Genomic DNA, 20,397 nt, shown 5'->3' on the forward strand with positions numbered 1-20,397 from the left:
GATATCCAGTGAATAAAAATATATACGATATTTTAGGTGTCGGTATTGGTCCATTTAATCTTAGCCTTGCCGCCCTTTCTTCCTCTGTTCCTGACTGTAAAAGCATTTTTCTTGATGCTCGTAGCCACTTCGATTGGCACCCAGGGATGATGTTAGAGGGCACAAGATTACAGACACCTTTTATGTCTGACCTTGTCACAATGGCTGATCCAACCAATGAATACAGTTTTCTTAACTACGCAAAATTAAATGATCGTCTGTACCCTTTTTATATAAGAGAAAACTTCTTTTTAGCCAGAGAAGAATACAACCATTATTGCCAATGGGCTTGTAACCGCCTATCAAACCTAAAGTTTAACAGCTGCGTCATCCATATTGATTATGATGAAAATGAGGCGATATATTGCGTAAAAACACAAAACACGTTACTGGATCGTGAAGAAACTTATTACTGCCATCATTTGGTTCTCGGCACTGGAACACAGCCTTACCTGCCTGATTTTTGTAGTCAACAGGAACCGAAAGTGACCCACTCTGCTCACTACCTAATGAATAAAGCAGAATTAAAAGCGTCTACCTGCATCACTGTTGTTGGTAGTGGTCAAAGTGCGGCTGAGATTTTCTATGATTTATTAACCGACATCGACGTAGAAAAGTACCGTCTTCGTTGGCTAACGCGTTCTCCTCGATTCTTCCCATTGGAGTATACAAAACTCACATTGGAAATGACGTCACCAGAATACATCGACTATTTCCATCAACTTGAACCAGAGCAACGCCGAGTATTAATCCAGAAACAAAAGCACCTATATAAAGGCATTAACGCCGATTTGATTAATGATATTTATGATCTTTTATACATTAAACAGTTATCACATGACTTTACTGTTGAAATGATGACGAACGTTTCTGTTCACTCTTTATCAAGCGAACAATCACAGGTAACGCTTCATTGTCTGCACACTGAAACTCAACATAATTTCGAACTACAGACTCAACACATTGTGATGGCAACGGGTTATGAATATCAATTACCTCAATTTCTAGATGGCATTTGCGCGCATTTACGCTTTGATTCACATGGAGAACTTGATGTTCAGCGAAACTACAGCGTTGATAGAAACAACAAAATCTTCGTACAAAACGTTGGCTTACATACTCATGGGCTGACTTCCCCAGATCTTGGAATGGTGTGCTATAGAAACGCGACCATTTTGAATCAGGTACTTGGCAGAACCCACTACAAAGTAGAAAAATCCATCGCCTTTCAGCAATTCTCTCCTCCAAATTGCGAAAGTCATTTATATAACGCAACCACTGAACACTCACTCTAATAAAGAGATAACGATGACAGATTTCACAGCCAAAGCTCAATGTAGCTTTACGGATCGTTACGCGCCAAAAAAAGACCAATTAATCAATATCTCTGAATTTGAGTTCAGAAATTACAACGAAGACACCGATTTTAGCGTTATTAATCAATGGTTATCTCAGAGTTATTCATCGTATTGGGGAATGAATGAACTTACCGAAGATCAGCGCAACCTTGAGCTAAAAAACACAGCCCATAAATTTGGACTGGTGGGACTAAAACGCGGAAAAATACTGTTTTATACCGAGCTATATCATCCAGCGAAAGACGAAATAGGTGAGCATTACCCAGTTCAAGAAGGTGACTGTGGCATGCACTTGATTATCGCTCCCGTTGATATTCCAGAGCATCGTTTAAGTCAAAACGTCATTACCGCAATCTCGTCATTAATTTTAGAACACCTGCCTTTTACAAGGCTCGTTGTTGAACCGGATATCCAAAATGAGAAAGTACACCGTTTAAACCACTTAATAGGTATTGAGTACAGTCAAATCGTTCCGCTTAACAGCAAAACCGCAAAATTAGGGTTTGCTACTAAGTCACAATTTTTGCAGTCACAAGGGAAAGTATCTTCAATGAAAAATAGCAGTAAGAATCCATCATTATCACTCGCCACTTCTCATTTAACGACAGAGTATTGGCATAAAGCGAATCAACATTTAATCGCGAAAATGATCACCGAGTTGAGCCATGAGCAAATCATCACACCGATAAAATTAGATGATGCATCAAATGCACAAGCCGCCTCTTGGTGTATCACCTTCAACTCGGATACGGGAACGTCTGAATACCTCTTTCGTGCACGCCAATATCAACTCGATCATTTATTTGTTGAACCACAATCAATCACTTGCACTAAAGATGATAAAAACCAACCTCTTGATGCCGTCTCTTTTATTCTTTCTTGTCGTCACCTTCTTGAGATCAGTGATGCATTGTTACCTACGTATTTAGAGGAAATCACTAGCACGCTATACAGCAAAGCCTATAAGCTCATGCACCAAAATAAGACCTCAGCTCAATTAGCGAATGCAAGCTACCAAGAGATTGAAGCTGCCATGACAGAAGGTCATCCAGTATTCATTGCGAATAACGGCAGAATTGGCTTTGATATGTTAGATCATGTTGAATTTTCACCAGAAAGTGGACAATCATTAAATTTACAATGGATTGCAGTGCTGCGTGAAAAAACAAGCTTTGCCGTCATCGAATCATTAAGCTACGACCGCCTAATTTTTGATGAATTAGGTCAATCACAACTGAATGAGTTCAATCAACAACTCTCTATGCAAGGGCTTGAACCATCACATTATTACTTAATGCCCATCCACCCATGGCAATGGCGAGAAAAAATATCACGTATCTTCGCCGCTGATATCGCCAATCAGTATGTAGTTCCTCTTGGCACGACGGAAGATAAGTATCAAGCACAGCAATCTATTCGAACCTTTTTTAACCTTTCTTCACCAGAAAAGTGCTATGTGAAAACCGCCTTATCGATTTTAAATATGGGCTTCATGCGTGGGTTATCTCCGTATTACATGAGCCGAACACCGGCTATCAATACGTTCATTGCAAACCTCATTGAAACCGATCCCTACTTTGCTAAAAAGCAATTTTTTGTTCTTAAAGAAGTCGCGGCAATAGGCTATCACCACAGCTACTATGAGCAAGCTACTCGCACTGACAATCCTTATAAAAAAATGCTTTCTTCTTTATGGCGTGAAAGCCCATACGCACCAGATCAACATGGCAATGTATTGGTAAACAAGCAGCAAAAACTACTGACAATGGCTTCATTACTGCATGTTGATGACCAAGGAAAAAGCCTGATATCAGCGTTAATGGCCGATTCGCCGTTGTCTGATCATAACTGGCTTAAGCAGTACATGGATCTTTATCTACAACCTCTTCTGCACAGCTTTTTTGCTTATGATCTTGTCTTTATGCCACACGGTGAAAACTTAATTTTAGTACTTGAAGACAACAGCCCAATCAAAATAATCATGAAAGACATCGGGGAAGAAGTGGCCATTTTAAATGGAGAAAAAACTCTACCAAATGACATGAATTGCTTGGCAGTTGATCTTGAAGACCCAATGAAACTTAACTACATTTTGCTCGATATTTTTGATTGTATTTTCCGATTCATCGCTCCATTGCTTGAGCAACAAACTCAGGTTAGCGAATCTGATTTTTGGGAGATAGTTGCCGATTCAGTCAAAGACTACCAACAAGAACACCCACAATTTGATGCGAAATATCAACGTTACGATCTGTATTGCAGCTCGTTCGCCCGTACCTGCCTAAATCGAATTCAACTAAACAATAATCAGCAAATGATTGACCTTGAAGATAGAGAAAAGAACTTACGTTTTGCTGAGGATATTGCAAACCCTCTCGCTCTATTTGCTAAGACTCATCGCATTATTTAGTTCACTGACTTTTAGGCCAAACAATGACATTGAATACGAACATGACATCACCAAAAATACCGACATACTCACTTTTCTATGGGTTATCTTGTGTTTTAACGTTGCCAGTAATGGCAGAGGACAATGATAACGAGGCAATGGAAGTAATGACCATTACCGCGCATAAACAAGAGATTGCCAGCTATAAAACAGGTGAAACCTCAACCTCAACAGGGATGGATTTATCCTATTTAGAAACACCACAATCTGTAACTGCCGTGAACGAACAAGCCATGAAAGATCAGCAACTAAACAGTGTTGTTGATGTAATGAACAGCGTATCGAGTGTTTACGCTCGACCTATGGACAACGACAGATACACCGTCTCTGCTCGTGGTATGGAAGTAAGCACCATTCTTTATGATGGCGTTCCTATCACCTATGACACCCGTTTCAATTACGGTGATAACCTAATGGATACGGCGATTTATGATCGCGTTGAAGTGGTTCGCGGTGCGAACGGATTAATGATTGGTGCAGGCGAGCCTTCAGCCTCTATCAACCTTATTAGAAAACGTCCTACTCACGACTTTAATGCCAACGTTAGCGTAGGCACGGGATCTTGGAATTTAAAACGAGGGGTCGTTGATATCTCTGGCAGCGTAAATACTGATGAAAGTATTAGAGCTCGTCTTGTTGCTGTCCATCAAGAACGTGAGTCCTACTTAGACAGATACGAACAGAAAAGAAGTACATTATATGGCGTTATTGAAGCCGATTTAACCACTGACACTTTACTAACGGTCGGTACCGATTATCAATATAACGAGCCAAAAGGCACCATGGCGGGAGGACTTCCCCTCTTTCATAGCGATGGTACGAGAACGAATTACAGCACATCAGCAACCACAGCGCCTGACTGGGCATCCGCTGAAACCACAGCGTTAAATTCATTTGTCAGCCTAGAGCATAGCTTTAGCCCAGATTGGGTAATAAAAGGAACGTATACCTATGGTGATAACAGCTTAGATTTCAATTACTTGTGGCCGACAGGTTTTCCTGACCCAAAGACAAATGAAGGCATGGTTCCTGGCACCATTAATTATATTGAGGGAAATCGAAAAATTAATAATCTTAATCTAACTCTCAAAGGTCATTTTTCTCTGTTTGGACAAGATCATCAAATGATCGCCGGTTTCAACAATCAAAAAATGACGTTCGAGAATACTTACTATAAAGGGCTAAACGCACAATCAGAGGTCGGTGATTTTACTGACCCAAATTGGTCTTATCCAGAACCGGAATGGAGCAGAAAAAAAAGCTGGGAATCAACAGGAGAAGCCAAACAACAAGGGATCTATGTCGCCTCACATATCAATGTAACTGACCAGTGGTCTTTCGTTCTTGGTGGACGATTGAGTGACTGGGAAACCGATATGAATGACTTTGGAACCCTTCATAAAAATAAAATCAGTAATGAATTTACCTCATACGTTGGGACGACTTATGCAATAACCCCCATTGTTGCGGTATACGCCAGTTATTCTGATATTTTCACACCGCAAAACGTAAAAGGTAAAAATAATACGTATCTCGATCCTATTAAAGGAAAGAACTATGAAACAGGAATTAAAGCAAGCCTCTTGGATGATCAGTTAAACCTTTCTCTTAATGGCTTCAACACGTTACAGGATAATTTAGGAATAAAAACTGACGACGTCGATCCAAACACAGGAATGCCTATTTATCGTGGTGTTGATGGTACAGAAACCAAAGGGTTCGAGTTTGAAACCAATGGCGCTATCACTGATGATTGGAACTTAACGATTGGCTACACCCATTTCAAAATAGAAGACCCGCAAGGAAATAGATTAAAAACAGATATCCCTAACAAACAACTCAAATTATTCACCACTTATGAATTAGATGACCTTTTAGAAGGTCTTCAAATTGGTGGAGGAGCGCGTTGGTACAGCAGTATTTATAAAGAAGTAAGCGGTATACCTAATGTTGGAGATACCAAAGTAAAACAAGACAGTTACGCGATATACGATGTAATGGTGCGATATGAGGTAAACAAAAAACTTAACGTCAATGCGAATGTGAAAAACCTTTTTGATAAAGAATATTACAGCCAGATGGGGATCTATAACCAATATCACGCAGGTGAGCCTCGTAATATAAGCGTGAATGTTGACTACCAATTTTAAGACCAACGCTGTTCATTAATTTATCTCAAATTTACTTGGAGGCCCCTACCGTAAGGTAGGGCGACATTTTATAACTATATTGAAATGGCCAAAAGCAATCTCTCTGCTGTTTATATTGCTGAGTAGCCACAGTGCTGCCATCCCCTTAAACCAAATAAGCAGTTCCCCATTCCCTGTCACCATTAAAACCGCGCATGGAACCGCGGTTATTCCTACTCGTCCGCAACGCGTCATCACTCTAGGTGCAACAACCGAAGATTGGTGCTTACTCTTAGGCATTGTGCCTATCGCCATTGAAGCTCATTATTGGGGTGGTGACAGCAAAGGTTATCTACCTTGGTTTAAACAAGCCGTCCTAGAACAAGAAAAAGCCTTACCCTCAGTACTCAATAGCTACCCTGAACTCGATATCGAGCATATTTTATCATTAAAACCTGACCTAATTTTAGCGCCACAATCTGGGATCACACTCGAAACGTTTAACCAATTAAACAATTTTGTTCCTGTTGTTGCTTATCCAGATCAACCTTGGCTTACCCCTATCGATAAGCAAGTTACCCTCATTTCAACGGCTTTAGGAAAAACAGAAGAAGGAGACGCCCTGCTTGTTAAATTACACCAATACCTTGCTTCACTTGCCGATGAAAACCCTCAATTTAAAGGTAAAAAACTGGCGTATATTAATGCAGGAAGTCGATTCGGTAATCTTGCGTTGTATGTACCTGGCGATCCACGTATCGACTCTCTACTCGCTCTCGGCTTTATACAACTTCCTGAAGTCAAAGACATAAAACCAACTCGTGGACATTTCACGGCCAACATTGGTTTAGAGCACTCCGATATATTTAATGATGCCGATCTCATTATTAGTTGGTATGAGTCTGAAAAAAGCAAACAAGCCGTTGAAAAAATCCCGCTTTTCTCACACATCAACGCCGTTAAGCAAGGACGATATCTTGCGATAACCGATCCCTCAATTGTAATGGCGACGTCCTATGGCAGTTTGCTCAGTTTGGAATGGATAATGCCCGCGTTTATTCCAAAAATCAAAGAGGTTATGGGTAAATGAATAACGCAGATAACCAATTAACTAGTACACCTGACTTGGCTATTCTCCCTTCTTTAATCAGCAGAAATAAAAAGGTCACTACCACATTAATATTGCTAATTATATTAAGTTTTTCTGCAATTATTTCTGGGCTTCTTTTAGGAACAACAACCCTATCTCCCTTTTATCTACTGCGCTTATTCAGTGAAAATAATCTCAATCACGATACTCTTATTATACAAGCTCGACTCCCACGAGTTCTGATTGGTTTATTGGCTGGAATGTCATTAGCAATGGCAGGCTGCGTCATGCAAGCCTTAACTCGAAACCCTTTAGCTGATCCGGGTTTACTCGGTGTAAATGCGGGAGCGAATGCCTCAATAATAACACTCAGCTTATTATCATTCAGTGCCAACTGGCCTCTTTTTTGGTTAGCTATTCCTGGTGCGTTACTCACGAGCGTGATGGTCTACTTATTGTCACGAGGCCACAATCAATCCCCAACAAGACTTATCCTATCTGGTGCCGCCATTAGTGCCGTATTAGGTGCTTATGTGCAAGCAAGAGTCATCGTAAACCCATCGCTTTTTAGTGACCTAAAGTATTGGATGTCGGGGTCATTATCAGGACTCCAACTGTCTGATATTAATACGATATGGCCTTACTTTATTATCGCTACTGTCATTCTTCTTCTATTAGCTCCTGCTTTAAATTTACTCTCTATCGATAGAAACATTGCGATATCCTTGGGGGCGAATTTACGATGGCAACCGCAACTAGGTTGGCTTGGCGCTACGATTTTGTGTGCAGCCTCAACCGCCACCGTCGGGTCACTGACTTTTGTTGGTTTAGCGTCCGCCCACCTTTCTCGATTTATTGCCCCACTGGATTTTCGCTGGCAACTGCCCATATCGGCACTCATTGGCGGTAACCTTGTTGTCATTGCTGATGTGATCGCTCGAACACTCATGCCTCCGACAGAGCTTATTACTGGTATCGTTGTCGCTATGCTCGGCGCTCCTTTTCTCTACCTCGCTGTGAGAAGAGACCAAATGAAAAAGTCGTCATCAATAACACCTTGTAAACGACGTCTGAAGAGAAACTCAAATGAAAACTAATTTAGTCTCAACATGGCAGTTAGGGTCAATCGTAATACTGGCCCCAAGCAAAAGGACACTCAACGCCGCAATCATGGCGATGATATCAATCGCTCTATTCCTAACTTTTAGTTTAATGTTAGGCAAGCATGGCATGACACCTGATGATTTTATAACGCTATTTAAAAGTGAAGCGACCCCATACCAAGATTGGCTGTTTTGGCAATCCAGATTACCAAGGGCTTTGTGTGCCATCGGAGCCGGTGCCGCGCTCGGTATTTCTGGGGCAGTATTTCAAACGTTAACTAAAAATCCATTAGGCAGCCCTGACATTATTGGTATAAACGCCGGAGCAAGTGCTGGCGCAGTATTGTGGTTATGGTTTTTGCCAAATCAACCAATAGCTATTGGTGCGTTACTCGGTGCCGTCTCTGTTTTAACGATCATGCTGCTCGCATTAGGGAAATCGTGGCAATTATCACGACAACTGGTTCTGCTTGGGATCGCCATCAATGCCTTTGCTGTCGCGACCGTTCAACTCATTTTAACTCTGGTTCAACGAGAACAAGCTCAGCAGCTTTTTGGTTACCTTAGTGGCAGTTTAGCCAACCGAAATTGGCAAGACGTTTCCGTCATCTTCATGACTCTTATTATTTTTGTTCCACTGCTTCTTCTGCTCGCTCGTCGCCTGTCTCTTCTTACCCAAGGTTATGACAGTGCAATCGCGCTAGGAAGCCGCGTCGATACAACACAATGGCAAGCGCTGCTTCTTGCTTCTGGACTTGCGCTTGGTGCCGTACTGACTGTTGGGCCTGTTGCCTTTGTTGCTTTAGTCGCTCCGCATCTTGCACGTTTTGGTCACAGCCGATTAGCGCTCTTAAGATCCGCCATTTATGGCAGCCTACTCCTTCTTGTTTCTGACACAATAACCCTCACCCTACCCGGTTTATTTCGAATGCCAGTAGGCGTACTCACCGCATTGATTGGTGGACTCTATCTCGTGGCTTTATTAAGCCGACAAGTCACCAATAAATAAGGATGAATAAATGCAAAACAATAACGAAATAACCAAAACATTATCAGCTCATCACGTTTCATTAAGCTACAGTGAAGGGCAAATAATCAACCGTATGCAACTGGCTATTCCAGCTAAAAAACTGACAGTGATTCTTGGTCCAAACGGCTGTGGGAAATCGAGCTTACTCAAAATGTTAAGTCGCATAAAACACCCCGATGAAGGGTGCATTCTTTTAGGTAAAGAGAACATTTTAAAAATGAACAGTAAGACACTCGCGCGTGAACTTGCTCTATTAGTTCAAAAGCCCGAATTACCTGAGGGGATAGAGGTTATCGAACTCGTCAGCCGCGGGCGTTACCCACACCAAAAAATGTGGCAGCAATGGTCGCTAGATGATGAAACCGCCGTTCAAGAAGCGTTGTTCGCCACAGGGTTAACCGAGTTAATACACCGTCCTGTTGCCAGCTTATCTGGCGGACAACAACAGCAAGTTTGGTTAGCAATGGTACTCGCTCAAAAGAGTAATATCTTAATGCTTGATGAACCGACCTCTTTTCTTGATATACGTGCGCAACTTTTGGTGATGAACTTTTGTCTGTCTCTACGAGATCAAGGAAAAACATTGGTAATGGTGCTGCATGATATTAATCAGGCCTTTAGATACGCCGACAATATCATCATGATGCACGAGGGGAAAATAGTGGCGGAAGGAAAACCTGAAGACCTCGCGAACCCCGACATTATTCACACGGTCTATGGGGTAAACACCACCATTATCACCGACCCAGAATCTCAAACCCCCATGATTATCCCCAAAAAAGATCCTTCTATCGAACCACTCTATTCCTTTTCTTAATAAGCCTGCTGGTTGAATTTAGCATTCATCATTTAAGAAAAAATAGACAAAAAAAAGCCTGCCTTTCATTAAAGAATAAAGGCAGGCTGTATCGTTCGTTATTTCACTATCGAATCGATTTCATCAACCAGTCCAACACGGGATCTTTTTCGCGTGAAATTGAAAGCGCTTTAGGAATAAACTTAGGAGCAGGTAATATATTACGAGCAATCAATTCATCCAAAATAGGTTTAAATTCAAACCCAGTTTTGCCTAAGAATAAAGACGTTAAATCTTCTTTCTCGTACATGTGCAATGCATCACGTAGACCTTTTAGATACAAGTAATCTTTGGTAAAACCGCCACCACGATAAGCCCGAGCCGTTATCGTAAACGCACTGTCATCACTTTGGTCATAATCGTGTTTCAAGCAATGGAATGTTTCAGAGAACGAATCCCCTTTCACCATTTTATGAACCGCAATAACGCGCAATGCCAGCGTTTTTAAGCGTCCTAAATTGAAGCTACCCGATAAGTGCTCACATAAAATAGCAAGCCCTTCTTGAGTGTGGGTATTGCCTGGTAGACCTAATGTTAAGATCTTCAATGGTTGTTGCTCGGCATTAATGCTCGTCACCATGTGCACACCCAATTCGTGATGAATTAAGGCATCCAAATCTTTCTTGCCAAACATCACTCCCGTATTCACTTTCAGTGTTTTTCCGCTCACCATTGCTCTTGCAATTAATTGTGTTGAGCCGATCACTTTACACTTAAAGCCATACTCGTCAGCCGCTTCATGAAACGCTACCATCGCCTCTTTCGGTGTTACCGTCTGCGCTTCTGGCTCGTCATACTCTTTTGCGTGAAGAATAAAGTTGGCGTTAGCAATGTCTTGATCATCTGGCTGACCGTAATAGCGAAGCGAATTATACAAGAAATCGTCCGTACCAATACTGGTCAACAAATCGATTCTCACCGCAAGCTGATCGATCACTTTACGGTACAATTTCTGCAAATCAGCATCACGAATGTCATCAACGGGTAGACGATACAATTGCTCTCTGAACAAGTACGGATCGATGTCTAATTGTTTATATGTAAAATTCGGTTCATACGTAAACGGCTTCGTTAAGAAACGGCGTTTTTCTTGACGTAAATTACTTGGGTTAATGTAACTCAGCGTATTGATGCCTTTGGCAATCTTAAATAACGCGCGGTCTACCTTGTACGCTTCTGCTGATAAAGTAGACGCTAATATTTGCCCTGGCGTTACTTTCTTTTTTGCACCTGAACGACGAGAAAGCATGGCGGCAACGTGACCACTGATCACTGTTTTTAGCTCTTCTTTCAGTTTCTCAATCACCAAAGGAAAACTTTCTCCTCGGCTTTCATCCATATAGATTTTCTTCACGCCTAATGGGAAGATAACGGTTTTTGAGAAGTGTTCTTTAACAAACGTCGCTTGATAGCCAAGACCGGTGCATACGCTATTTTCTTGTGCATCAACATCAATATTTGGTAATTCAACATGATTCAAACGATCCAATAAATCGTTAATTTTTTTACGCCAGCGACGCGCATTAATTTGTTTTGTTCCCACATTAAACGTAGGGATCGCTTCATCTGTGCTTTGATAATTGTACGAACGAAGATCATACACAGAACAAATGCCAAACTCATTTTCTAACGTGGTGAGTAAGCAATGTAAAATTCGGTAATACGTCGCGTGTTTTGACTTACTCAGTTCACTTTCTTTTTCTGCTAATGGCGATGTCCATACGTTATCAATGCACGTCGCTTCCGTTTTATCTATATCGTATTCATAGCGAGAATCTAGTGCCAATAATACGATTGGTAATGACGAAATAAAATCACCAGAATACGGCGATTCTTGCACATAGCGCTCGCTGTCTGACAACGTACATAGCTCACTCAATGACGCACGCATTTCATGACCGTTATGCACCGCAGTCGCAAGGTAAGGCTGATATTCGCTGATTCGAAGGGTAAGGCCACCATCCGATAATGTCGCTTCAAAAGGAATTAGGTTTTGAATTTTATTTACTATTTCACTCTCAGAAAGAATCTGCATCATTAATCCTTTTTCTACATCCATTTTATTGTTGTTTACTTCTTCTTTCATACTCACAACATGTTCCCCAAATTAATGATTTACGTTGCAGTCTGATCCGATTTTAGCGATTAACTGACTGTATTGCTTTATTCAATATATTTACCTACCGCTTTTAGTTAGCCATAGGATTGCGTATTTATAAAGCGACCTTTAAGCCGCCTTATAAAAATGGCCTCTCGATGAGGAGAAGCCATTAGAGTTTATGTTTGGTTTGCGATCAGAGATCACAGACTAATCGTCATCACCATCGGAGTGACCATCTGTATTATCTGAACGCTGTGTACCACATAATGTGTACAATTTTGGTTTTGTGTTACTTAATTTTAGATATTTAAGCCAACATAGAGTAAATTCAGAGGTAGACTTCTGTTCTGATGCTACTTCTTGAAGAAAAATGCTCTCTCGATCACTAATAGGTACCATAGAGCCTTCAGATAAGGCTTTCATCGTACGGCCGTAACTTTCAAGAATTGCCGCTTCTTTAATAGTGAAACCACTGCGGCTGAACCCTCTTTTAAAGCGGGCATCATCATAGAATTTTGAACTTGTTCTCATCGCTTATTCTTTAATTATAGGAGATAAGCGTATATTTAGTTCAGCTGATGGATTATGTAAAACGAAAAAATTTCGTCCTTTCGATAAAACTTTTTTATGGTCAGGCTAACCTTTAATTATGGGATGAATTCTTTGGACACTGATTTACTTAAAACCTTCTTAGAAGTGACAAAAACGCGTCACTTTGGCCGTGCTGCTGAGCACTTATTTCTCACTCAATCCGCGGTCAGTTTTAGGGTTCGACAATTAGAATCTCAGCTAGGTAATCCTCTGTTTACTCGTCAGCGCCATAACGTTCAGTTAACGGCAGCCGGAGAGCGATTATTACCCTATGCTGAAGCCATTTTGCAAACGTGGGGCAGGGCAAAACAAGATGTCGCATTAACTGAGGATTACAATTCTCAAATCGCCATTGGAGCGAGCCCACTGTTTTGGGAATTTGATGGTATTTCCGATTGGATCAATGGCATTTATGCGTCTATTCCCGGCCTTGCTTTGCGCTTAGAATCGATTCGTCGCCAAGATTTATCAAAATCTTTACTTGATAAGAATGTCGATCTATTTATTACCAGTGAACCTCCGAAGATTGATGGTTTAGGCGTATTAAAGATCCGTGATTACCAATTACAACTCGTTTCTCATGATCCAGATTGTCAATTAAAAAGCAGTCAAACGCTTCCTTTGGTGTATCTCGATTGGGGCGCTAAGTTTGCGATTCAGCACAGTAAGATACCCGAGCTACAACGCACGCCAATTTTGCATACGCACTCTTCTCGAATGGCGTTAGATTATTTGATAGCAAACTCTGGGGTTGGTTATTTGCCTGCGCCAGTTGTGAACCAGAGCATTGAAGATGGCGATCTTTACGTCGTTGATAACGCCCCCATCATGGAGCAGCATCTGTACTTAGTATGGAAAGAGAAAAGCGAGAAATCAGAATTGATCGAACGAATCTTAAATATAAAGCCGAATAATGTCGCGGAAAGTGTTCAATAACAAAATAGATAAAATGAAAGCAGTGACATCGCACTGCTTTCTTTTCGTTTGATACTATTTGATTGGTCTTTTAGTATCCTTTCTTACGTTGGCGAGACTCTGTTTGAACAGAGTGAATCATTCTACCAAGCGCTCTGTCTTTTAAGCGTTTTTCCGCTAACGTTTCACTGTTCAACGCTTGCTCACGCATTAATTTTTGATAGCTGACAAAACGACGAAACTCTAGCTCCCCCTCATTCAAGGCTTTTTGGATTGCACAACCCGGCTCATTATTATGCGTACAGTTCCCAAAACGGCATTGGTCAATGAAATACGTAATTTCATGGAAAGTATCGCTCACGCCTTTCTCACAATCGCTTAATTGCAGCTCTCGCATTCCAGGAGTATCCATTAGCAACCCGCCTTGTGGCATCCACTTCAATGCGCGTGAGGTCGTTGTATGTCGACCTTTGCTATCATCTTCTCGAATACCACCAGTTGCTTGTGCGTCTTCTCCCATTAAGGCATTAACCAGTGTTGATTTCCCAACACCTGATGAGCCCAATAGCGCGATAGTTTTTCCTTGTGCACAATATCCCGTCAGTTCTTTGATATGCTCACTGTCTAGTGCATTAATCGCATGAACCATCATGAATCGATTTAACGTTTGTACTTGGTAGCGTTTTTCCTCGCTGTCATCACACAAATCTGCTTTAGTCAGTATAATCACAGGTTCTACATCAGCTTCTTTAGCCATTGCTAAATAACGCTCGATACGGCTTAAATTGAAATCATTATTTAATGAACAAACAATAAATAAACTATCAACATTAGAGGCAATAAGTTGATTATCCACCTTAGAGCCCGGTGCTTTACGTTGAAATAATGATTGGCGTTCCAACCCTCTTTCTAACTTTAGTTGCTCATCAAACAAAACCCAATCACCAACACACACACGATCACTGTTCGGTGTTTGTAGTAAATTAAATTGGCCTTGTTCGCTCAATACCACCACACCACTTCGATGTTGTTCTATCACTCTACCTATTCGCAGTTCGGTCAGTTCCTCTAACGTTAGCTGCTGCTGGAAAAATGGACGCCATCCAAGTTGAGGCAATGAAGGTAGTAAATTCATGTTGATCTTCCTTTGGGCATCTTGCCCATAATCTTAAGGTATATGAAAGTCCGTAACTCTCGGCAAAGATAATAATCACTTTGCAATAAAAAAGATTGAAGAAAACCGACAATTTTGAAATTTAATTACATCTTTAAGATGATAATTTACTGCCTTTCACCGATTTATTATGCCTTTGTAAATAAATACTAGGATCAAGGTTATTCGCTTGTTTTATATCAGCTATATAACCATTATAATTATTTTTATTTCCCTATAGTTTAAAGACGCTGCTTTCTTATGGAGTAAGAGATTGAACGAATTCCAAGACTTATCATCCCAGATTGATCCCCTATTTAATGCAGACCCACAGCAGCAAGTCGAATTACTCGGTGAGTACGTTGAACATGGCTTAGACAACGGTTCTTTTGCCCGTATTTTAGAAGCCTTCCCCGTTGACCAACGTGTGCAATTGTGGCGTCGTCTGCCATTAGAAATGCACATTGATGTATTAACCGAAATGCGTGCTGACGCGCGTGTTGCTATTCTTGAAGCACTATCAGAAGCTGAGCTAAATTTCACGCTCGCTAAACTGGATAACTTATCGTTAATTGAATGGGCAGAGTCTCTACCTGAAGATATTTTCAGCCTTGCTTTGCAGCTTATCAACCGTGATGAGTTGGATCTATATGACGACGCAAAACAGTACGAAGACGATGAAGTTGGGCATTGGGCTGATAGAAAAATTGCGACATTGCCTTTTAATGTCAGTGTTGGGCGAGCTAAAAAGCTGTTAAAAACCAATTTATTTGAATCTCATCAATACATGTACTTAATTAACCGTGCTCATAAGTTTCACGGTATTGTGCAATACACCGATATTTTAATTGCTGACGATTCAATAAAAATAAATACCCTTAAAATTGAAGATTGCCTAGCGCTTAATGTGCATCAGCCATTAAGTGAGAGTATCGAAGCCATTGAACACTCTGTCGTCCCCAGTGTGGCGATCATTGACGATGAGAATACGTTAATTGGCCAACTCGATTGGCAGTTTGCGATTAACACTCAACGTGAAATTTATGAAACCCGCTTAATGGCCGGTACGGGTATGGATGAAGGCGATGATCTATTCTCCCCTATCTTTCGAAGTTCTAAAAAACGTGGGCTGTGGCTAGGTATTAATTTATTAACCGCCATCCTCGCCTCAATTACGATTGGATTATTTGAAGATGTGATCACTCAAGTGGTTGCACTTGCGGTATTGATGCCGATTGTGGCTTCAATGGGTGGTATTGCTGGTAGTCAAACATTAACCTTGATGGTTCGTGCCATGGCGCTCAATCAAATCACCCCCGGTAACCGCTTTACCTTATTAAAAAATGAGTTGGGAATTGGATCAATTAACGGGTTGTTATGGTCGTTGATTATCGGTGGTCTGGCTGGCGCATGGTTTCAATCGTTCGCTTTGGGAGCCACCATCTCCCTTGCCATCATTATCAACATCATTACAGCGGCGCTATTTGGCGTCCTTATTCCTATCACATTAGATAAGTTTAAATTAGATCCTGCATTGGCCGGTTCCGTCATATTAACCACGGTTACTGATGTTGTAGGCTTCTTTGCTTTCTTAGGCACCGCAAGCCTTGTCATGATGTAATTTCTCAAGCACTGGGTTGCACAAGCGCCCAGTGTTTTTTCATTCCACCTAACCATCACAACCGCTAATCTCATCTTCTATTCAAATACTCAGTATCAAATCACTTCCCTCAAAATTTAGCCCGCTCGCTCACCGTATTTATCTCTAACCAATTATCTGTCATTGCACTTTTATTATTCAGATTTTACGAATAATCATTTCGAATATTACTCAATTATCAAAATTAAACGAATAGATATAATAGTTATCATTAGGCAATAACGACAACAGTGAAGACTAAAAACCGAACTTATATCAAAGGATATAATCATGAACACATCAAATGAAACACACACAAAACCAATTTTAAATCAAAGTGTTATTGATAATATACCTTTTGATTTTTCAGCTAACGACATTGAGATTTTTGATTGTAAAACATTATTGATATTAGAAAGTTCATTGATCATTTCTGCTTGTGCTTTCTACCAAATTTTATTTTAAATAAATACCGTCTCATTTCTGTATGAATAAATGGTATACGTTTAAAAACACCTTACGAAATAACAAAGAGAAACAAATCATGAGCGAAGTTCATTCTTATCACCTATCGGATAATCTGTTATGAAACATAAGATAACCCTCGGGGCCACTAACCTTTCTTTTCACCAACTCACGGCATCAATAATTACTCATGTTTTAGTAGAGATGGGATTCGAAGTAGATCGAATTTACTCCCCACATCAAGACAACTTTGAGAAATTAAAATTAGGCGACATTGATATGCTGGCTTCTGCTTGGCTTCCCTCTAGTCACGGTATATATAAATCTGATGTAGAAGAGACGGTAGAGTTACTTGAATTAGGGCTGCATTATAAGCCATACGCACTCTGGGGCGTACCAGATTACATCCCTGAAGAATCCGTATCTGAAATAAATGATTTATTAAAACCTGAAGTGCTTTCATGCATGAATAAAAAAATTCAAGGCATTAACCCAGGTGCTGGTATTACTCGATTTTCTATCAAAATGATGGATGCATACGACTTAAGCCATGCAGGTTACATCTTCCATACAGGAAGTGAAGAAGATTGCTTTGCCGCATTCGAACAAGCCGTTGAGAATAAAGAATGGGTTATCGTTCCATTATGGAAGCCACAATTTTTACACCATAAATACACTATTCGTGAAATTTCCGAGCCAAAAGGTTTATTAGGTATCGTCGATCGCGCCGTGTTATTACTCCGACAAGATCGCGCAACTTATTTCACTCAAGAACAAATTCGAAGATTAGATTCACTTACATTCTCCAATGAGATTATCGCGGCTCTCGACTATCAAGTTTCCCGAGAAGGAAAAGATATCGATGAAGTAACTAAGCAATGGCTTAATAATCAGTAATGACGCAAAAACCAATGCGATTACTTAATCTCTCAACCATAAAAAACGCCTAAAGAAATTTACTTTAGGCGTTTTTCTAATAGGAAGAAAAAATTCCTAGGCTTTACGTATCATTGATTGACTAACGAATGACTAAGATCGGAACCTTACTTTTCGCCAACACTTCCGTTGTATTGCTACCAACAAAAAACTGTCTCAATTTAGAATGCCCATACGCCCCCATAACAAACAAACCGATCTGATGTTGTTGTTGATACGTAAGTAACGCTTCATCAACCGATCCCGCCAATATGCTTTCATTAACGCTAAGGCCTGCGTCTCGCAACTGCGTTGCTGCTTGTTCAAACTCCGCACTCTTATTGCCAGAATCATCAACCATCACTAAGTGACATTCTAAACCAACTAACAACGGCGTCTTCATCGCTTTTTCAATCAGTTTATGACTGGTTGGGCTACCATCAAAAGCAATCAGATAAGAATTAGGCACAGCAAACGGCTCACTAACAACCAAAATATGCGCGCTAATAGATCGAATAACACTTTCAAGTTGTGAGCCTATTGTTTTGTTAATGCTGCTCTCTTCACCTGATTTACCTATCACTAACACCCTAATTTCATTTTCTAAATCAATGAGGCTATCAAGTAGGTTTCCATGTCGTTGCAATTTACGGACATCACTCACGCCCTCTTTAGATGCCCACGTCTTTGCTTCTTCCAGTAATTTATTACCGTGTTTAAGTGCTATTTTACTGCGTGCTTCATCAAGATCGGCCAGTTCACTAAGCAACTCTTCTTGGCTTCCTAATCCTATTTGACCTGACAACTCACTCACGACAGGTCTCATGGTTTTATCAAGTGCGTGCAATAGAACAAGTGGTGCATCGACCTTTTTTGCCACCCACGCACTCGCTTCACACGTGGCAAACGTAAATGTAGAACCATCAATACACGCTATTATATTTTTCATTCGTTTTATCCCTAATGTCCGGCCAATAGTTTTTCGACTTCTTCTGGTTTGTCATGCACACCAAATTTATCCACGATAGTCAGGGTCGCTTCATTCATCCCAATCAGATCAACGTGAGTGCCTTCTCGACGAAATTTGACCACCACTTTATCTAAAGCGGAGACAGAAGTAACATCCCAGAAATGCGCTGCCGATAAATCAATCGTTACGCTTTCTATCACTTCTTTAAAATCAAACGACGTTATAAACTTATCTGATGAAGCAAAGAACACTTGCCCTATTACGGTATATTTACGAGGTTCATTCTTATCCGTATTATTCTTTATCACCATCATACGGCTAATTTTATTGGCAAAGAATAATGAGGCAAGCAACACGCCAACCAGAACACCAAGCGCTAAATTATGCGTCATTACCACAATAATCACCGTGGCTAACATAACAATATTCGTTGATATTGGGTGCTTTCTTAAATCAGTAATTGAACTCCATGAGAAAGTACCGATAGCGACCATTATCATCACGGCAACTAAGGCCGCCATTGGTATTTGCTTCAACCACGGGCCAAGAAATACCACCATAATCAATAAAAACACACCTGCTGAAAGTGTAGATAAACGTCCACGGCCGCCCGACTTTATGTTAATCATTGATTGTCCGATCATCGCACAACCCGCCATACCACCAAGAAAACCCGTAAAAATATTGGCAAGCCCTTGGCCTTTACACTCGCGGTTTTTATCGCTGTTGGTATCGGTTAAGTCATCGACAATCGTTGCTGTCATCATAGATTCTAATAAACCCACCACAGCTAAACCAATAGAATACGGCAAGATAATCAATAGCGTGTCTAGGTTTAAAGGCACATCAGGCCATAAGAAAATTGGCAAGGTATCTGGTAGATTCCCCATGTCTCCCACGGTACGAATATCAATATTAAATGACATCGAAATGGCGGTTAATACAACGATACACACCAAGGGAGAAGGAATTAATTTACCGATCACCGGTAGGTATGGGAACAGGTAGATAATCCCTAAACCGGCGGCAGTCATGGCGTAAACATGCCAAGTTACATTTGTTAATTCAGGAAGTTGCGCCATAAAAATCAATATGGCTAACGCATTCACAAAACCTGTAACCACTGAGCGAGAAACAAAACGCATCAAGCTACCGAGCTTTAAATAACCCGCTAAAATCTGCAATATTCCAGTAAGTACAGTAACGGCAAGTAGGTATTCTAATCCGTGTTCTTTAACCAGTGTTACCATCAACAGTGCCATTGCACCGGTAGCTGCAGAGATCATCCCAGAACGACCTCCCGTGAAAGCAATAACAACCGAAATGCTGAAAGAAGCGTACAACCCAATTTTAGGGTCGACACCTGCGATAATAGAAAAGGCGATAGCTTCAGGAATTAAAGCAAGAGCAACAACAATACCCGCAAGTAAGTCACCACGGACATTAGACATCCAATCAATTTTGAAATTTTTTAACATTGAATTCTCAATTTATGCACGGCAATACGCACCAGAAAGAGATCTGGGGTGTAAATAAGTGCTTCTTTGATAATACCAATTCCAGTAATTCCTAGTCCTTATTACTGGTCAAATCA

Annotated in this window: 16 protein-coding genes; 11 read left to right on the forward strand and 5 right to left on the reverse strand. The window is 40.7% G+C overall.

Annotated elements, in window-relative coordinates; translation table 11 throughout:
- Positions 1 to 8 precede the first annotated feature (8 nt).
- The 7 genes from AACV33_RS18760 to AACV33_RS18790 all read left to right on the forward strand — a co-directional run bounded on the left by AACV33_RS18760 (position 9) and on the right by AACV33_RS18790 (position 10,015).
- Positions 9 to 1,334 carry a SidA/IucD/PvdA family monooxygenase gene (locus AACV33_RS18760; RefSeq protein ID WP_182699519.1) on the forward strand — a complete coding sequence of 442 codons (1,326 nt, stop codon included), beginning with the start codon at positions 9 to 11 and terminating at the stop codon, positions 1,332 to 1,334.
- A gap of 13 nt (positions 1,335 to 1,347) precedes the next feature.
- Entirely contained in the window at positions 1,348 to 3,807 is a 2,460-nt protein-coding gene (locus AACV33_RS18765; protein WP_012549027.1) for a GNAT family N-acetyltransferase, read from the forward strand.
- Between the two features lie 23 nt (positions 3,808 to 3,830).
- Positions 3,831 to 5,996 carry a TonB-dependent siderophore bisucaberin receptor BitA gene (gene bitA / locus AACV33_RS18770; protein WP_182699520.1) on the forward strand — a complete coding sequence of 722 codons (2,166 nt, stop codon included), beginning with the start codon at positions 3,831 to 3,833 and terminating at the stop codon, positions 5,994 to 5,996.
- 79 nt (positions 5,997 to 6,075) lie between these two features.
- Positions 6,076 to 7,065 (forward strand): iron-siderophore ABC transporter substrate-binding protein, encoded by a 990-nt coding sequence (locus AACV33_RS18775; protein ID WP_182699521.1) that lies wholly within the window; start codon positions 6,076 to 6,078, stop codon positions 7,063 to 7,065.
- A complete protein-coding gene (locus tag AACV33_RS18780; RefSeq protein WP_182699522.1) occupies positions 7,062 to 8,162 on the forward strand; it encodes a FecCD family ABC transporter permease in 1,101 nt (366 codons plus the stop codon). Before AACV33_RS18775 ends, AACV33_RS18780 begins: the two co-directional genes overlap by 4 nt.
- Complete coding sequence (locus AACV33_RS18785) at positions 8,152 to 9,177, forward strand: FecCD family ABC transporter permease (protein WP_182699523.1); 1,026 nt, start codon at positions 8,152 to 8,154, stop codon at positions 9,175 to 9,177. The genes AACV33_RS18780 and AACV33_RS18785 overlap by 11 nt, the downstream gene beginning before the upstream one ends.
- A 10-nt stretch (positions 9,178 to 9,187) precedes the next feature.
- Positions 9,188 to 10,015, forward strand: a complete 828-nt coding sequence (locus AACV33_RS18790; RefSeq protein WP_182699524.1) for an ABC transporter ATP-binding protein — start codon at positions 9,188 to 9,190, stop codon at positions 10,013 to 10,015.
- A 106-nt stretch (positions 10,016 to 10,121) separates the two neighbouring features.
- Here the strand turns inward: AACV33_RS18790 and AACV33_RS18795 are convergent, their stop codons facing one another.
- Together AACV33_RS18795 and AACV33_RS18800 are read right to left on the reverse strand one after the other, a co-directional pair.
- A complete protein-coding gene (locus tag AACV33_RS18795) occupies positions 10,122 to 12,140 on the reverse strand; it encodes a flavohemoglobin expression-modulating QEGLA motif protein (RefSeq protein WP_370527107.1) in 2,019 nt (672 codons plus the stop codon).
- Between the two features lie 222 nt (positions 12,141 to 12,362).
- Positions 12,363 to 12,686 carry a DUF413 domain-containing protein gene (locus tag AACV33_RS18800; RefSeq protein ID WP_017021615.1) on the reverse strand — a complete coding sequence of 108 codons (324 nt, stop codon included), beginning with the start codon at positions 12,684 to 12,686 and terminating at the stop codon, positions 12,363 to 12,365.
- 132 nt (positions 12,687 to 12,818) lie between these two features.
- Between AACV33_RS18800 and hdfR the strand changes: the two genes are divergently transcribed.
- Positions 12,819 to 13,682, forward strand: coding sequence for an HTH-type transcriptional regulator HdfR (hdfR, locus tag AACV33_RS18805; protein WP_023602828.1), 864 nt, complete (start codon positions 12,819 to 12,821; stop codon positions 13,680 to 13,682).
- Positions 13,683 to 13,752: 70 nt separating this feature from the next.
- On the opposite strand, the gene rsgA is transcribed toward hdfR, so the two are convergent.
- Positions 13,753 to 14,796, reverse strand: a complete 1,044-nt coding sequence (rsgA, locus tag AACV33_RS18810) for a ribosome small subunit-dependent GTPase A (protein WP_182699525.1) — start codon at positions 14,794 to 14,796, stop codon at positions 13,753 to 13,755.
- Positions 14,797 to 15,088: 292 nt separating this feature from the next.
- Here rsgA and AACV33_RS18815 point away from each other — a divergent pair, with 292 nt between their 5' ends.
- The 3 genes from AACV33_RS18815 to AACV33_RS18825 all read left to right on the forward strand — a co-directional run bounded on the left by AACV33_RS18815 (position 15,089) and on the right by AACV33_RS18825 (position 17,815).
- Positions 15,089 to 16,435 (forward strand): magnesium transporter, encoded by a 1,347-nt coding sequence (locus AACV33_RS18815; RefSeq protein ID WP_065609853.1) that lies wholly within the window; start codon positions 15,089 to 15,091, stop codon positions 16,433 to 16,435.
- Between the two features lie 309 nt (positions 16,436 to 16,744).
- The gene (locus AACV33_RS18820) at positions 16,745 to 16,918 is read left to right on the forward strand and encodes a hypothetical protein (protein ID WP_182699526.1); all 174 of its coding nucleotides are present in this window, start codon (positions 16,745 to 16,747) and stop codon (positions 16,916 to 16,918) included.
- A 120-nt stretch (positions 16,919 to 17,038) separates the two neighbouring features.
- Complete coding sequence (locus AACV33_RS18825; RefSeq protein ID WP_182699527.1) at positions 17,039 to 17,815, forward strand: glycine betaine ABC transporter substrate-binding protein; 777 nt, start codon at positions 17,039 to 17,041, stop codon at positions 17,813 to 17,815.
- Positions 17,816 to 17,936: 121 nt separating this feature from the next.
- Here AACV33_RS18825 and AACV33_RS18830 read toward each other — a convergent pair whose 3' ends face one another.
- Positions 17,937 to 18,782: a universal stress protein gene (locus tag AACV33_RS18830; protein ID WP_182699528.1), complete on the reverse strand. Its 846-nt coding sequence runs from the start codon at positions 18,780 to 18,782 to the stop codon at positions 17,937 to 17,939.
- 11 nt (positions 18,783 to 18,793) lie between these two features.
- Positions 18,794 to 20,281 carry a SulP family inorganic anion transporter gene (locus tag AACV33_RS18835; RefSeq protein ID WP_182699529.1) on the reverse strand — a complete coding sequence of 496 codons (1,488 nt, stop codon included), beginning with the start codon at positions 20,279 to 20,281 and terminating at the stop codon, positions 18,794 to 18,796.
- Positions 20,282 to 20,397: the final 116 nt, after the last annotated feature.

Origin of the sequence: Aliivibrio sp. SR45-2 (genome assembly GCF_963890165.1) — a bacterium.
GTDB classification, from domain to species: domain Bacteria; phylum Pseudomonadota; class Gammaproteobacteria; order Enterobacterales; family Vibrionaceae; genus Aliivibrio; species Aliivibrio salmonicida.

Excerpts from the sequence above, each read along its gene's own strand:
- AACV33_RS18765 (WP_012549027.1), top strand. The coding sequence starts at position 1,348 with ATGACAGATTTCACAGCCAAAGCTCAATGTAGCTTTACGGATCGTTAC.
- bitA (WP_182699520.1), top strand. The coding sequence starts at position 3,831 with ATGACATTGAATACGAACATGACATCACCAAAAATACCGACATACTCA.
- AACV33_RS18780 (WP_182699522.1), top strand. The coding sequence starts at position 7,062 with ATGAATAACGCAGATAACCAATTAACTAGTACACCTGACTTGGCTATT.
- AACV33_RS18785 (WP_182699523.1), top strand. The coding sequence starts at position 8,152 with ATGAAAACTAATTTAGTCTCAACATGGCAGTTAGGGTCAATCGTAATA.
- AACV33_RS18790 (WP_182699524.1), top strand. The coding sequence starts at position 9,188 with ATGCAAAACAATAACGAAATAACCAAAACATTATCAGCTCATCACGTT.
- AACV33_RS18795 (WP_370527107.1), bottom strand. The coding sequence starts at position 12,140 with ATGAAAGAAGAAGTAAACAACAATAAAATGGATGTAGAAAAAGGATTA.
- AACV33_RS18800 (WP_017021615.1), bottom strand. The coding sequence starts at position 12,686 with ATGAGAACAAGTTCAAAATTCTATGATGATGCCCGCTTTAAAAGAGGG.
- rsgA (WP_182699525.1), bottom strand. The coding sequence starts at position 14,796 with ATGAATTTACTACCTTCATTGCCTCAACTTGGATGGCGTCCATTTTTC.
- AACV33_RS18820 (WP_182699526.1), top strand. The coding sequence starts at position 16,745 with ATGAACACATCAAATGAAACACACACAAAACCAATTTTAAATCAAAGT.
- AACV33_RS18825 (WP_182699527.1), top strand. The coding sequence starts at position 17,039 with ATGAAACATAAGATAACCCTCGGGGCCACTAACCTTTCTTTTCACCAA.
- AACV33_RS18830 (WP_182699528.1), bottom strand. The coding sequence starts at position 18,782 with ATGAAAAATATAATAGCGTGTATTGATGGTTCTACATTTACGTTTGCC.
- AACV33_RS18835 (WP_182699529.1), bottom strand. The coding sequence starts at position 20,281 with ATGTTAAAAAATTTCAAAATTGATTGGATGTCTAATGTCCGTGGTGAC.